We start from the raw sequence: 13,939 nt of genomic DNA on the forward strand, positions 1-13,939 counted from the left end.
TATCAAATGGCAGAAATTAATGTAATGGAAACAATCCCTGAAAAAATGATTATTCCTCTCAAGCAGCACAATGGGGATATTTGCGAACCACTTGTAAGCAAAGGAGAAGTTGTTAAGGTTGGCCAGAAGATAGGTGAATGTCCTTCTGAAAAATGTGCTGCAATCCATTCCAGTGTCTGTGGGGAAGTGGTTTCAGTTGAGGAAAGTTCACATCCATCCGGCAACAGGATAAACAGCGTAGTTATACAGCCCATAGAAGAAACAGAATGTGAAGATTTCACTCCTTTCAAAGATTCCGGTAAGGAGCAATTAATCTCGGCTATCAAAGAGGCAGGTATCGTGGAAAATTACGGTACTCCCACTCACCTGGTATTAAATCCTCCTGATTGTGATATCGATACAGTTCTGATCAATGCCACCGCATCGGAATGGGTCGGTCATAACTATGAAACTCCCCTGGAATATGCATCACAGATGCTTGATTCACTCCGTTTGTTGATGAAAGCTGCCGGTGCCAGCCGGGGGGCCATTGTTCTGAGAAATGATGATAAAGATTCAATCGATGCTTTTGATGGCCTGGATTATGAAGGTAAAACTATAATGGTGGCTCCTCTTCTCGGTAAAAGAAGGGTTGGTTATTATTTCAATGACCAGAATACTGATATCATTGTAGCTTCACAGGACAAGATATACGGCAAGAATATTTTTGAATATTTTACTTATAATGTTACAGGTAGGAAGGTGCCTTTCCGTTGCACTCCGGCCAATGCAGGAGTTGCCATATGTGGGGTAAAATCCGCAAAAGCCATTCATGACCTGGTCAATACCGGAATGCCATATATAGAAACAGTGGTTAATGTGTCCGGTCAGGTGAATAATCCTCAGCATCTACTGGTAAAAATAGGTACTACTTTCAGAGATGTCATCGAAGCCTGTGGGGGTTATAGTGGTGAACCTGCGAAACTGATTTCAAATGGAGTAATCACAGGAGTTGCACAGTATGAGGAAGAAGTCCCGGTTACTAAAATGACCACCTCGATTATAGTTCAGGGCAAAGATGAAGTACTAAAGGATATCTCAAAGGATTGTATCCATTGTGCCCGTTGTGTGGATGTGTGTCCTGTAGATCTTATTCCAAACAGGATAGCAGCTCTTTCCAATCAGGGTCGTTTTGATGAGTGTAGACAGATGCATATAGAGAACTGTATAGAATGCGGAAGATGTTCTTCTGTTTGTCCCAGTAAGATTCATGTAATGCAACTCATCCAGTACTCCAAGGAAGCAATTGCAAGAGCCGATGAAGATTTTTCTGAAAAGGAATCATCAAATATTAAATTAGGATGTTCATGCGGAAGTGAATAAAATGACTTTTACAATATCGCCCCCTCCTCATATCAAGCAAGATACAACATTCAAAAAAATAACCTGGATCAAGATTCTGGCTCTTTTACCTGTAAGTGTTGTTTCAATTTATTTCTTCGGACTATATGCACTTGCTCTTATCCTTGCCGGAATCGGTATGGCAATAGTCACGGAACTGGTAATAGAGAAGGCCTTCAATAAAGATATCACAATAATGGACGGGCAGGCTGTTCTTATAGGGTTGATGCTAGCTCTTATGTTGCCGGCTGAAGCACCGATATGGATACCTATTGTGGGTTCCTTTTTCGCAGTGGCCATTGGAAAACATGCTTTTGGAGGGATTGGTTCATATATATTCAATCCCGTGCTGGTTGCCTGGGTTTTTCTAATTCTGGCTTATTCATCCTATATGTATCCCGTATCCTTCCCTGAGCTGGGAGGTATTTCTGACATATTTCTTGAAAACGGGGCAGGGTTGCTTATTGGTGTATCACCGGTTGCTTTGATAGGTGGTTTATATCTGATTTTAAAAAGGTATATTGAATGGAAGATTCCGGCTTTCTATGTGCTTACAACTCTTGTGCTTGCTTTTCTCGTAGGGGATGAAATAGGGCATGTGGTAACAGGTGCATTTGTTTTTGGCGTATTCTTCCTTGCTACAGATTCACCTTCGTCACCGGTGACTAAAAATGGTAGGATTATCTACGGTATACTTTGCGGTGTTTTAACTGTAATTTATGGCCATTTTGCAAATTATATATTTGCAGTTTTTTATAGTATATTTCTGGCCAATTGTGTAACGGCATTTATTGATACTTCTACTTTGCCGGGTTCTTTTGCAGAGGAATCCTTCCTCCAACGTAAATATAGGAAAATAATGGAAAAAATCCCGATTGAAAGGCTTGGGGTGAAGACTGATGACTGAATCAGGAAGAGATGTTGCAGTAATTATCGGCAAACTTGTATTGGTTTGTCTGGTTGCCTCTTTAATGCTTGGCCTTACCTACGTGCCCACACAGGAACAACTTGAAATTAATAAGATAGAAGCACAAGAAGAAGCTATGAAAGAGGTAGTACCTTCTGCTTCAGACTTTGAACCCGTTTATAGTGGAGAGCAAATACTTTATTACAGAGCATTTGATTCCTCTGGTAACTTGGTAGGTTATGCTTTCTTTAGTGAGGAAAACGGCTATAATGGACCAGTTGAATTAGCTGGTGGTATTGATTCTTCCTTTAATACGATTACTGGTATGGAGGTAATGGGTCATTCTGAAACACCAGGCTTGGGTGCAAAAATCACTGAGGATAAATTTAAAAACAAATTTTCCGGCTTAGCTGTTGAAGATCTTCAACTTTCGCAAAACGGGGGTTCTATAGATGCTATTACCGGCGCAACGACTTCATCTCATGCTGTGGTGGATGCATTGAATTCAAAAATTGATGAAATCAAGGAGCATGAAACTTAATCAGGTGATATCTATGAGTAAAGCATTCAACGAGTTCATTCGTGGAATTACAAAAGACAATCCAGTATTTGCTCTTGTGTTGGGCTTGTGTCCTGCACTGGCGGTAACTACTTCTGTAGAAAATGCAATAGGAATGTCTGCAGCGACTGCTTTTGTTTTGATTTCTGCTAACCTGATGGTTTCAGCTCTTAGAAAACAAATTCCTTCCACTGTAAGGCTGCCTATATTTATTTTGATCATTGCCACCTTTGTATCTATTGTCGAAATGGTGATGGAGGCCTATACACCGCCTTTGTACGAAGCATTGGGTGTTTTTATTCCCTTGATTGTTGTAAACTGTGTAATCATCGGGCGGGCAGAAGCTTATGCAAATAAGAATACAGTTCCATATTCTTTGATAGATGCACTTGGTATCTCAGCAGGTTTCCTTTTTGCATTGGTACTCATAGGTGGTACCCGGGAACTTTTGGGCACCGGTCAAATTGTTGTTTTCGGCCAAATGCTTATTGCACTGCCTATGGTGGAGCCTGCTGCTTACATGATCTTGCCTCCAGGTGCATTCCTTACAATAGGTATAATTATGGCACTTATAAATCACAGACGCGCAAAAAAACTTGCAAGAGGTGAATGAAATTGGTAGAAAAAGCTTTATTTGCCATTTTTTTAGAAGGAGCTTTTATTAAGAACTTCCTTATTATACAGTTCCTTGGGCTTTGTTCCTTCCTTGGTGTCACAAAAGACACTAAAGGTGCTGCAGGTATGTCGGGAGCCGTTATTTTTGTCATGACAATGGCTTCAATAATTTCTTACGGAATTTATACGTTTATTCTTGATCCATTGGGTCTTACCTTTTTAAGACTCATCAGTTTCATTGTGGTGATCGCTTCACTTGTACAGCTTGTTGAATTTGTTGTGAGGAAAAATATACCTTCCCTTTACAGGTCACTTGGTATTTATCTCCCTCTTATAACAACAAATTGTGCTGTGTTAGGTGTAGTATTACTTAATGTAATGAATGAATATTCTTTCCTGGAAAGTATTGTATTTGGAATTTCGGCAGGTGTAGGTTATACTATAGTAATGGTGATGATGTCAAGTATAAGAGAAAGAACCTCTTTAGTACCTGTCCCTGCTGCAATGAGAGGTTTGCCTCAGGCATTTATTATCGCTGCCTTCCTCTCAATGGCGTTTATTAACTACTTCAAGGTGATACCTATATGAACCTTACAACAATTCTCATCCAATCTATGGCAACTCTGGGAGGTTTGGGTCTTGCTATTGGTATTATGTTGATTGTTGCTTCCAAGAAATTCAAAGTGGATGTAAACCCTCTTGTAGAAGAAGTAACTGAAATTTTGCCAGGTATAAACTGTGGTGCATGTGGATATGCCGGATGTTCTGACTTTGCTGAACATGTGGTGGAAGATAATGCTCCTCTTACTGGATGTCCGGTAGGTGGTTTTGATGTAGCCAAAGAAATCGGCGGGATTTTGGGACAGGAAGTTTCTGATGCTGAAGCAGAATACCCCTATGTTCGTTGCAATGGGGGTATCCATTGTATCGACAGGTTCAATTATGAAGGTATTGAAGACTGTAAAGCCGTGATGATGCTTTCTGAAGGTGAAAAGGGTTGTAACTACGGATGTATGGGGCGGGGGACCTGTGTCAGGGTTTGTCCCTTTGATGCTATTCATATTGGTGATGACCGTTTGCCCAAAATTAACAAGAATTTGTGTACAAGCTGCGGTATTTGTATTTCATCATGTCCCAACGACATCCTTGTATTTGCAAAGGAGTCAGAAAAGGTGCATGTAGTTTGCATGTCCCATGACAAAGGAAAGACTGTAAAAGCGGTATGTGAAAACGGTTGTATTGGTTGCAAACTTTGTGAGAAAGCATGTCCTGTAGATGCAGTACATGTAACCAAATTCCTTGCAGAGATCGATCAGGAAAAATGTATATCCTGTGGTAAGTGTGTGGAAAAGTGCCCTCAGGGCTGTATTGAAATGAGGTGATTTGATGAGTCGTCTTGGTTATTCAACGGTTACCGGATTGGATGAAAACGTTGAAGCTGTGCTTTGTTATCTAGGTTTCTGGATCACAGGTCTTATATTCCTTCTCATAGAAAGGGAAAACAGGTTTGTACAATTCCATGCATTGCAGTCTATACTAACATTTTTGCCTCTTTCTGTAGCTATCTATCTCATTGCCTGGATTCCATATGTAGGCTGGATACTTGCTGATATTGGAGGATTCTTTTCCCTTTTCCTGACACTTGTCCTTGTAATTATGGCATGGAGGGGTGCAAAGTTCAGGCTGCCTTTTTCAGGAAAACTTGCCTATGAAAAGATTTATAGATGAAGTCACTTCTGGCTTCATCTCCTGTCATGTTTTGCGAAAATTTAAATTCTAATTAACTCTTATTCTTACCTCCCTTGCTCCCCGTATCTGGAGGATAGCTATGAAAGAAGAAATATGGATTGAAAAATACAGGCCCTACAGGCTTGAAGATGTGGTGGGACAATCAGATACAATTGAAAGATTACGATCCTATATAAAAACCAATAATCTTCCACACTTGCTTTTTTCAGGTCCGCCCGGTGTAGGAAAAACAGCTACTGCCGTATCAATTGCCAGAGAACTCTTTGGGGATGATTGGCGGGAAAATTTCACTGAACTGAATGCCTCGGATGAGCGTGGTATTGATGTGGTCAGGACCAAGATAAAGAATTTTGCAAAAACTTCTCCGATTGGTGGAGCGGATTTTAAGATAATCTTTCTTGATGAGGCTGATGCTCTCACACCCGATGCTCAGTCTGCATTGAGACGTACTATGGAACGCTATACGAACAATTGCAGATTTATTCTCTCATGTAACTATTCTTCCAAGATCATTGAGCCAATACAATCCAGATGTGCTGTTTACAGGTTCCGTCCTCTTTCCGATGATGCAATAGGTAAACGTTGTCGGCATATAGCAGAAAAGGAAGGTCTGGATATTGCAGATGATGGTATCGAAGCTATCAAATATGTTGCAGAAGGGGATATGCGCAAAGCAATAAATGCCGTCCAGGCTGCTTCAATGTTTGATTCAAGTATCCATGCGGACAGTATTTATCGGATTACTGCCACGGCCCATCCTGAAGAAATAAAAGCCCTTTTGGAAAGTGCTCTTGGAGGCAACTTTATTTCATCTCGCAAAAAGCTTGAAGATTTAATGGTTTTAAGAGGTTTGTCGGGGGAGGATGTTGTAGGTCAGGTTTACAGGTCACTCTTTGACATTGACATGCCTGCCCGGAAACTTGTCTCAATTGTTGATGTGCTGGGTGAAATCGATTTCAGGATAACTGAGGGGGCAGACGAGCGCATCCAGCTGGATGCTTTACTTGCTCATCTCTCCATTGAAGGTGAGGAATAAGGTTATTGAATGCTTTTTGGTGACCATCTTGTCGATTTACTGGGTTCTGTTCCTTCCTGGCTTGCTACCATCGTAATGGCTGCTTTGCCGGTAGCCGAGCTCAGGGGTGCAATCCCAATAGCTATAGGTTTATACAATATGTCTCCTCTGGAAGCATATTTTCTGGCTGTTTTTGGTAATATGCTTCCAGTGGTGCCTCTTTTATTGTTTCTTGAGCCGGTTTCATCCCGGCTCAGGCGTTTTTACATTTTAGACAGGTTTTTTGGGTGGCTTTTTGCACGCACCCATCGTAACCATTCGGAGAGATTTGAAAAATACGGAACCATGGCACTGGTAATGTTTGTGGCCATCCCGCTTCCGATTACCGGTGCATGGACCGGCTGTGCAGCAGCTTTTGTTTTTGGAATAAAATTCAGACACTCTCTTATTGCCATTCTTGCAGGGGTCATGATTGCCGGTTTTATAGTTACCATATCCACACTGGTGGGGATTAGTGTTATGGATCTTGTAGTTTAAACTTTAGTCACGTGTCTTGCGTGCAATATCAACTGCCATTTTTATATCTTCTTCTTTAACGGTTTTCCTTCCTGCGTGCCTGGCAAGAGCAATGGCTTCATTCGATATTTTTATGCCATATTCTTCCAGTATCCTGGCAAGCTCTGCACTTGCATTTTCACTAATTCTCTCTGCACCTGCTTCTCTGATAACTCTTCCAACCGGTGCAACTGGTATTATTGTCATTCTTTCTTATGTCTCCTTTATCGGGTGATTAATGTATTTTTTGTTTTAATCATCAATTTCTTCATCAAAGTCGATACTGACGCTACCTGATTCTTTTGCCAGTGTTTTGGAAATAAATCCTGATTCAAGATGGCAGGCATGAATTGCTCCACTAGGTACGATACAGGTCGGACATGTGTGTGCTTCCTGTGCCTTTTTGGTGATGTGGTTGTCCCGGATGTCAAAAATTTCCATTCTGGGTACTTCCATCTTTGACATTTCCTGTATTTTTTTGCAATCACTGGTAATATCAACGTTAATCTTTTTACCTTCTTTTTCTGCGTTAATTTTATGTTTGTAACCGCAGATTCTTGAGTTTACAGTAACTTCTGTCATATTTTCACTCCTTTTAAGATAGGTGTTTCTATCTGATAATTATATTTGCTGGTCTTATATAACAGTTATGCACACATCTCACAAAACCACTGTGATTATGTTCGTAGCTATAGTTTTTCTCCGGGAATAATTCGACATCCTTAAATATCCAAAAGAAAGAGATTATTAGCAGTTCATTAAAATGACTTAATCATTCTTTTATGAGGGATACAAATTGGATAGAGATAAAATAATTGAACAGGTTCTTGAAAAACTGGGTCAGGTAAAAGGTGTAGGTGCTACAACACTACTTTCTTCAGATGACAGGGAAACCATAAGGAAAATGGAGGAAAAGGCTGACCAGATGACTTTAATGGGTCTGGGCAGAGGTGATAATCAGGGCGTGAAAAAAGTACTTGATATGGATGTACTTGTGTCTTTCCTTACGGATATGGACTATGAATGGCCTTGTGGCCCAAATGTAATCTTAAAGCATAAAGATAAAAAAGTGGGTGAAGACACTGAGGATGCCGAAAGGATTAAAGAAGTGGAAAAGTGTGCCGATTCTCTTGTAATAGGAAATATTATCATTTATGACAAGGGGATCCTTATGGAGGCCAATAGCAGCAAGGAACCGCTTGTAGTTGTCCTCCCGCCCAAAGAATGTGAACCTGTAGGCTGTATTGAAGGCGTTAGTGATGCAATTCTGGCTTCCCCCTCACCTCCTACTGATGAATACATTAAAGAAAGGATGTGTGAGAAGAACGAATGTGGGAGCGGTACATTCCTACTGGGATTTGATTTTGAGAACAAAAGCTGATTTACAGCTTATAGCAATTTAATTATTATGTAACAGTGTGGTTTTGTGATTACTTCACAAAACCTTATATACCTTCGGATTTTATCTTCTTTATGCATTACTTTCTTTATTAATAGAGGTGTATAAAATGTATGGTATTGCTCTAGATTTGGGAACAAGTGGTTTTCGGGCACAATTGATTGATCTTGATACGAAGGATGTTTTAAAGACTGCTATTACAATGCGCCATCCACTGCCGGGCGGAAATGTGATGGATCATCTGGATTTTTCTATTCAGGTAGGTCCCGATATTTCACATGAAATAATGATGGATACGGTAAAGAAAATAATCGAAAGATTTGATGTTGACCCGGCAGATATCAGACGTATTGCTATATGTGGAAATCCTATACAGCTTTCAATTTTCCAGAACATTGAGATCCGCGACCTGGCTTATGCAGGTAAAAACAAACAAAAAAAGCTTGGTGTCGAAAATGTGGTGCGTGATGCCCGGGTTTTCGATGCCTCAGAGATATTTGATGGTGTGATTCCCCTTCCAAATTGCGAAATCATAGTCCCTCCCGCAATCAAACATGAAATTGGTGCCGATGCACTGGCAATGATGATTATGACCGATTTCTATGAACAGGAAAGACCTTCTCTTGTAACGGATTATGGTACAAATGCAGAAATGGCACTTAAAATAGGGGAAAAGATTATTACTGGCAGTGCAGCTGCAGGTCCTGCAATTGAGGGCCAGGGTATATCCTGTGGTATGCTTGCAAGTCCCGGTGCAATATCCGACGTAAATCCTGAGGGTGATTATTGGAGAATTACGATTTTGGATGAAGATATGTCTCCCCGTAAAGCCCATCTGATTGACCCGACTACCGGTGACATAAAAGAAGCCAGTGACCTGATTGCAAAAGGTATTACCGGTACGGGTGTAATTGCGTCAATTTCTGTTGCCCTGGATACTGGATTAATCAAGAAACTTCCAAATCTACCCAACGGTAAAATTATCCTGGCTGATGGTGTGGAAATTTATGACAGGGATATTGAAGAAGCAGGCAAAGCTATCGGTGCGATACGTGCTGCACACCTGACTTTACTTGTTGAAGCAGGTCTTGCCTATGAAGACCTTGATTATATGTATATGTCCGGTGCAACAGGTGCATATATTGATGCGGACAAAGCCAGAATACTGGGTTCCTGCCCAAACTTTTCCAAATCAATAGTGCAATTTGGTAACACTTCAATCTCCCTTGCAAGGGAACTTGTATTTGATGGAGGTCGTCTTGAGAATGTTAAGGAAGTAGCCAACAGAATAAAGGCCGATCATTTGATGATGGCAGAAAGCAAAACGTTCTCGAACTTCTATGTTTGTGAACTTTCCTACTGGACACAGGGAATGCCCATTGAAACATACAATCAGATGCTTGAAATGTATGGTCTTCCAACATTACCTGAGCCTTATAAGGATCCTGTAATTGAAAAAAGGGTCATAAAGGATATTGATGAAGTAGGCAAAGAAGGCCTTGAAGTTGTGAAAAATCTGGGTATCGTAATAGAAGAGGAGGCTCCGGATTGCATTCTTTGCCGTAAGTGTGAAGAGGAATGCCCTGAAGATGCTATTATAGCGCTGGAAGAAGGCGGTAAGAAATATGTGCATTATGATAGTGAAAAATGCCTTGGAACTTCCTGCCATCGCTGTGTTGCAATTTGTCCGGTGGACGCAATTCATTACATAGACATTGATATCAAAACAATCTGATATCTCTATTTTTTAGCGGGCGCGTGTGGAGCGCGCTTTTCTTCTTATTTATAATTTCCGTTTGTGTCACTTATAATTCTGTATTCCTATTGTTACTCTATATTGATATTTAGAAACAACGTTGTCTTTACAATCAATATTAATATGTTGGATAATACTTGTGTGTTATTGAGGGCTTTGGAGCAAATTGCCTTGTTTTTGTAATGTAATTTTGTTGCAAAATTGATTTGATATAAACGGTGCCCATTATCATCGATAATTCAACATTGATAACATTGGACCGATGACAAATAGAATTGATTTTTAGTTGATTTCTAGATCACGAATCGATTAATATCTACTATTCTTTCCCTTTTGTGATAATTAGCGGTGACGTCCTGGTCTGCTATTCACCGACAAATATATATGGGCGTATTAAAAATCAGATTATGACAGCTAGTAATGGAGATGGAACTTACAGCACTACAAATTTGACGGATATTCGGCAAAGTTTGTTATGTTTATTTATGGAGGTTGTAAGTTTGCCAATGAATAAGGGTTGGTTTTCCTTCCCGTAATTTGTTGGCTAAAAAATTGCATGGGATGCGGATCACCCATCTCCTGGTCCGATATAAACCTGTGCTGGTGGTATCAATCCACTATAATATGAAATATGAATAAATATAGGAGTGAAAGGAAATGAAAGAACACTACTATCCAGGTGCACGCCCTCTGAATGGCGTTGAACTTAACCTCTTCTCTGAAGAGGATTTAAGGATGATCCATTCCGCTACAATGGAAGTCTTCCAGAACCCGGGTATCCAGGTTTCTGATGCTGAAGCAAGACAGATCTTCAAGGAAGCCGGCTGTGACGTCGACGAAAAGTCCCAGATCGTAAAGATCCCTGAATTCCTTGTAAACAGGTCTCTTCGTGACTGTCCATCCAGTTTCTATCTCAATGCACGTGATAAGAAGAAAGATGTAAAGCAGTCACACAAAGGTAAGGTCAACTGGACCTGCTTTGGTACCGGTGTCAAGATGTGCAACTATGAAGCACCAGGCAAGTACAAGACTGTCGATTCCGTCGAGGAAGACGTCGCAAACACTGCCAAACTCTGTGACTGGGCTGACAACATTGACTACTACTCCCTTGCAGTATCTGCCAGAGACTGGGCAGGTAAGGGTGCACAGGATGTCCACGAAACATTCACACCAATGACCAACACCTCAAAGCACTTCCACCACATCGACCCTGTCGAAGAAAGTGTGGAGTACTACAGAGACATGGTTGTTGCATACTATGGTGGCGACGAAGAAATGGCACGTAAGAGGCCTACTATGTCCATGCTTCTCTGCCCAACCAGCCCACTTGAACTCAGTGTAAACGCATGCCAGGTCATCATTAAGGGTGCACGCTATGGTCTCCCATTGAACGTCCTGAGTATGGCAATGTCCGGAGGTTCTTCCCCTGTATTCCGTGCAGGAACCCTCGTTACACACAACGCAGAAGTTCTCGCAGGTATTGTCCTTGCACAGCTCACTGTTCCAGGTGCAAAATGTCTCTACGGTAGTTCTACCACAACCTTCGACCTGAAGAGAGGTACAGCTCCAGTAGGTGCACCAGAGCTCGGTTTGATCAGTGGGGCAGTTGGTAAGCTTGCACAGTACTACGGTCTTCCATCCTTTGTTGCAGGTACCTAGGCAGATGCCAAGATCCCAGATGGCCAGGCAGGTCACGAAAAGACAATGACTACCCTGCTTCCAGCGCTTTCAGGATGTAACACCCTCTATGGTGCAGGTATGCTTGAACTCGGTATGACATTCTCCCTTGAGCAGCTCGTATTCGACAACGATATCATCGAGATGACCAAGTCTGCAATGCGTGGAATTCCTGTTGACGAACTGACCCTTGGTGTAGAATCTATCCAGAAGGTTGGAGTAGGTAAGAACTTCCTTGCACACAAGCAGACCAGGAACTACATCGACAGAGTCTCCGATCCAAAACTCATTAACAGGGATATGTTCGGTGACTGGGCAGCAGCAGGTTCCAAGGATCTTGCAACCGTTGCTCATGAAAAGGTTGTTGACGTCATGAAGAACCACGAAGTCAAACCAATCGATGCTGACATCATGAAAGACATGAAAGCTGTCATGGACAGGGCAGACGAAGATGTCAGGAACGCAATGTAATTTAATTTCAATTTAATTTTTAGGAGAATAAAAATGGCTACACAGGAAGAGTTACAAGAAAAAGGAAAAGCTGCAGTTATGGATTTTGATGACGAAGCAGTTGTAGAAGTTGCAGAAGAATGTATCGCTGCAGGACTTGACCCGGTTGCACTCATTCAGGACGGCTTCACTGCCGGAATGAATGAGATTGGTGACCAGTTCGAGCAGGGTACCCTTTTCCTTCCACACGTCATTGCTGCATCCGAAGCAATGAGTGCAGGTGTTGAAGTTCTCACCCCCGAACTTGAGAAACTCAGCGCAAAATCCGAAGACAAAGGTACAATAGCAATTGGTACTGTAGAAGGTGACATTCACACCATCGGTAAGGATATCGTTGCAACCATGCTCAAGATCGCTGGTTTCAATGTAATCGATCTCGGAAGAGATGTACCAATCGCTGACTACGTTACCGCTGTTAAAGAAAACAACCCAGACATCATTGGTTCCTCTGCTCTGATGACCACCACCATGGTCCTTCAGACACAGATTGAAGAACAGCTCAAGGAAGCTGGTGTACGTGATGGTGTCAAAACCATGGTAGGAGGAGCTCCTGTAACCCAGGACTGGGCTGACAAAATTGGCGCAGACATCTATGGAGAGAACGCATCTGACGTAGTCGTCAAATGCAAGGCAGCAATGGAATAATTCCGTTGATGTGCGTGGGTGTATTGTTTAATACACCCACAAATTTATAACCTCTTTAATATCTATATATATTTGCTATATCAACTATAAATATTTGTAAATGAACTGGAGGAGTTTGTTTGGTAGATCTACAAGCATTAAGACAAGCAGAACATGGAAGACGTATCCGCTTTGGATATATGTGGGCACTTTTCTGTGCTGTACTTTGGGGTCTCTGGTATATACCAGGTACCGTCGTATGGGGTCTTGCACCCTTCGTTGAAATGTACACTGAAGTCGCTTCAACAAGCGGCGACAGTATGGCATTGATAGTTACTGCAGTATTGATTACTGCATTAAATGCTGTTACAGTTGTACTTGCGCTATTCGTATGGAATGGTGTGCTTGGTAATTATGGTGAAATGATAAGGACAGCCAAGTCTTTCCACCCCTGTTCCAAGTGGTTCTTATTTGCATCTGTATTTGGTGGACCGGTTGCAATTCTTGGTTCCTTTATGGCAATGGGATTTGTCGGAGGAGCTTTTGCAGCGGTTGCCGCATTGCTTTATCCTGTTATTGGTGCCGCACTTGCCAATGTATGGCATGGTGAGAAGATCAGTAAGAGGGCAGCAATGGGTATTATTGTTATCATCGCCGGTGGTATAACCATCTTTGGTGGCGGTGTAATTACTGAACTCCAGGCAGGAAGTGTTGGCTGGATTGGATATCTCGGCGGACTGATGGCTGCAACCGGATGGGGTATTGAAGGTGCTGTTGCTGACAAGGGTCTTGACGTTGCAAATGCCGATGTCGGTCTTCACCTGAGATTCATCGCGGAACTTGCCATCTGGATAATCATTGCGTTGCCTTTGCTCGCAATCATGGGTTACCCGGTCTTCACATATGCATTCCAGGTATTCCAGCCTTGGACAATACTAATGTTCGTATTTGCAGGAATCACTTTCGGATTCTGTTATGTGTCCTGGTATAAGTCCTTCCCACTTATCGGTGTCGGACGTGGTCAGGGTATTGCAAACCTGTACGGTATGTTTGCTGTGATTTCCACAATTTTGTTCTTCGGTGACGTACCACAGTGGACTGTGCTGGTTGGTGGTGCTCTCTGTATTGTTGGTAGTTTCATAATGTTCTCCGAAGAGAGTCTGGAACTCGAAACACTAAGGAACTAAAGTGAT

15 protein-coding genes and 1 pseudogene are annotated in these 13,939 nt (G+C 41.8%); 14 read left to right on the plus strand and 2 right to left on the minus strand.

The window, feature by feature from the left end:
* Window positions 1-6 precede the first annotated feature (6 nt).
* The 9 genes from rnfC to BKM01_RS01360 all read left to right on the plus strand — a co-directional run bounded on the left by rnfC (window position 7) and on the right by BKM01_RS01360 (window position 6,762).
* Complete coding sequence (gene rnfC / locus BKM01_RS01320) at window positions 7-1,362, plus strand: Rnf electron transport complex subunit RnfC (RefSeq protein WP_072360557.1); 1,356 nt, start codon at window positions 7-9, stop codon at window positions 1,360-1,362.
* Window position 1,363: 1 nt separating this feature from the next.
* Window positions 1,364-2,287 carry an Rnf electron transport complex subunit RnfD gene (rnfD, locus tag BKM01_RS01325; protein WP_072360555.1) on the plus strand — a complete coding sequence of 308 codons (924 nt, stop codon included), beginning with the start codon at window positions 1,364-1,366 and terminating at the stop codon, window positions 2,285-2,287.
* Window positions 2,280-2,828 carry an Rnf electron transport complex subunit RnfG gene (gene rnfG / locus BKM01_RS01330; RefSeq protein ID WP_072360553.1) on the plus strand — a complete coding sequence of 183 codons (549 nt, stop codon included), beginning with the start codon at window positions 2,280-2,282 and terminating at the stop codon, window positions 2,826-2,828. Before rnfD ends, rnfG begins: the two co-directional genes overlap by 8 nt.
* A 13-nt stretch (window positions 2,829-2,841) precedes the next feature.
* Window positions 2,842-3,459 carry an Rnf electron transport complex subunit RnfE gene (rnfE, locus tag BKM01_RS01335; RefSeq protein WP_099816281.1) on the plus strand — a complete coding sequence of 206 codons (618 nt, stop codon included), beginning with the start codon at window positions 2,842-2,844 and terminating at the stop codon, window positions 3,457-3,459.
* On the plus strand, window positions 3,456-4,049 hold the full coding sequence (gene rnfA, locus BKM01_RS01340) for an Rnf electron transport complex subunit RnfA (RefSeq protein WP_072360549.1): 594 nt from the start codon (window positions 3,456-3,458) through the stop codon (window positions 4,047-4,049). Before rnfE ends, rnfA begins: the two co-directional genes overlap by 4 nt.
* Window positions 4,046-4,843, plus strand: coding sequence for a Fe-S cluster domain-containing protein (locus BKM01_RS01345; RefSeq protein ID WP_072360547.1), 798 nt, complete (start codon window positions 4,046-4,048; stop codon window positions 4,841-4,843). The genes rnfA and BKM01_RS01345 overlap by 4 nt, the downstream gene beginning before the upstream one ends.
* A 4-nt stretch (window positions 4,844-4,847) precedes the next feature.
* Window positions 4,848-5,189, plus strand: coding sequence for a DUF4870 domain-containing protein (locus BKM01_RS01350; protein WP_072360545.1), 342 nt, complete (start codon window positions 4,848-4,850; stop codon window positions 5,187-5,189).
* Window positions 5,190-5,289: 100 nt separating this feature from the next.
* Window positions 5,290-6,246: a replication factor C small subunit gene (locus BKM01_RS01355; RefSeq protein WP_072360543.1), complete on the plus strand. Its 957-nt coding sequence runs from the start codon at window positions 5,290-5,292 to the stop codon at window positions 6,244-6,246.
* 9 nt (window positions 6,247-6,255) lie between these two features.
* Entirely contained in the window at window positions 6,256-6,762 is a 507-nt protein-coding gene (locus BKM01_RS01360) for a COG2426 family protein (RefSeq protein WP_072360541.1), read from the plus strand.
* A 3-nt stretch (window positions 6,763-6,765) separates the two neighbouring features.
* Here BKM01_RS01360 and BKM01_RS01365 read toward each other — a convergent pair whose 3' ends face one another.
* Together BKM01_RS01365 and BKM01_RS01370 are read right to left on the minus strand one after the other, a co-directional pair.
* Window positions 6,766-6,987: a histone family protein gene (locus BKM01_RS01365; protein ID WP_072360539.1), complete on the minus strand. Its 222-nt coding sequence runs from the start codon at window positions 6,985-6,987 to the stop codon at window positions 6,766-6,768.
* 45 nt (window positions 6,988-7,032) lie between these two features.
* Window positions 7,033-7,362, minus strand: coding sequence for a DUF6951 family protein (locus tag BKM01_RS01370; protein WP_072360536.1), 330 nt, complete (start codon window positions 7,360-7,362; stop codon window positions 7,033-7,035).
* A gap of 214 nt (window positions 7,363-7,576) precedes the next feature.
* Here BKM01_RS01370 and BKM01_RS01375 point away from each other — a divergent pair, with 214 nt between their 5' ends.
* The 5 genes and pseudogenes from BKM01_RS01375 to BKM01_RS01395 all read left to right on the plus strand — a co-directional run bounded on the left by BKM01_RS01375 (window position 7,577) and on the right by BKM01_RS01395 (window position 13,933).
* Window positions 7,577-8,161 (plus strand): hypothetical protein, encoded by a 585-nt coding sequence (locus BKM01_RS01375; protein WP_072360534.1) that lies wholly within the window; start codon window positions 7,577-7,579, stop codon window positions 8,159-8,161.
* Window positions 8,162-8,288: 127 nt separating this feature from the next.
* Window positions 8,289-9,914, plus strand: coding sequence for a methylamine methyltransferase corrinoid protein reductive activase (locus tag BKM01_RS01380; protein WP_072360533.1), 1,626 nt, complete (start codon window positions 8,289-8,291; stop codon window positions 9,912-9,914).
* A gap of 678 nt (window positions 9,915-10,592) precedes the next feature.
* A pseudogene (mttB, locus tag BKM01_RS01385) lies at window positions 10,593-12,083 on the plus strand ([trimethylamine--corrinoid protein] Co-methyltransferase).
* A 33-nt stretch (window positions 12,084-12,116) separates the two neighbouring features.
* A complete protein-coding gene (locus tag BKM01_RS01390; RefSeq protein WP_072360528.1) occupies window positions 12,117-12,767 on the plus strand; it encodes a cobalamin B12-binding domain-containing protein in 651 nt (216 codons plus the stop codon).
* Between the two features lie 179 nt (window positions 12,768-12,946).
* Window positions 12,947-13,933 (plus strand): EamA family transporter, encoded by a 987-nt coding sequence (locus BKM01_RS01395; RefSeq protein WP_072360827.1) that lies wholly within the window; start codon window positions 12,947-12,949, stop codon window positions 13,931-13,933.
* Window positions 13,934-13,939: the final 6 nt, after the last annotated feature.

The sequence above is a fragment of the Methanohalophilus portucalensis genome (genome assembly GCF_002761295.1).
GTDB classification, from domain to species: Archaea; Halobacteriota; Methanosarcinia; order Methanosarcinales; family Methanosarcinaceae; genus Methanohalophilus; species Methanohalophilus portucalensis.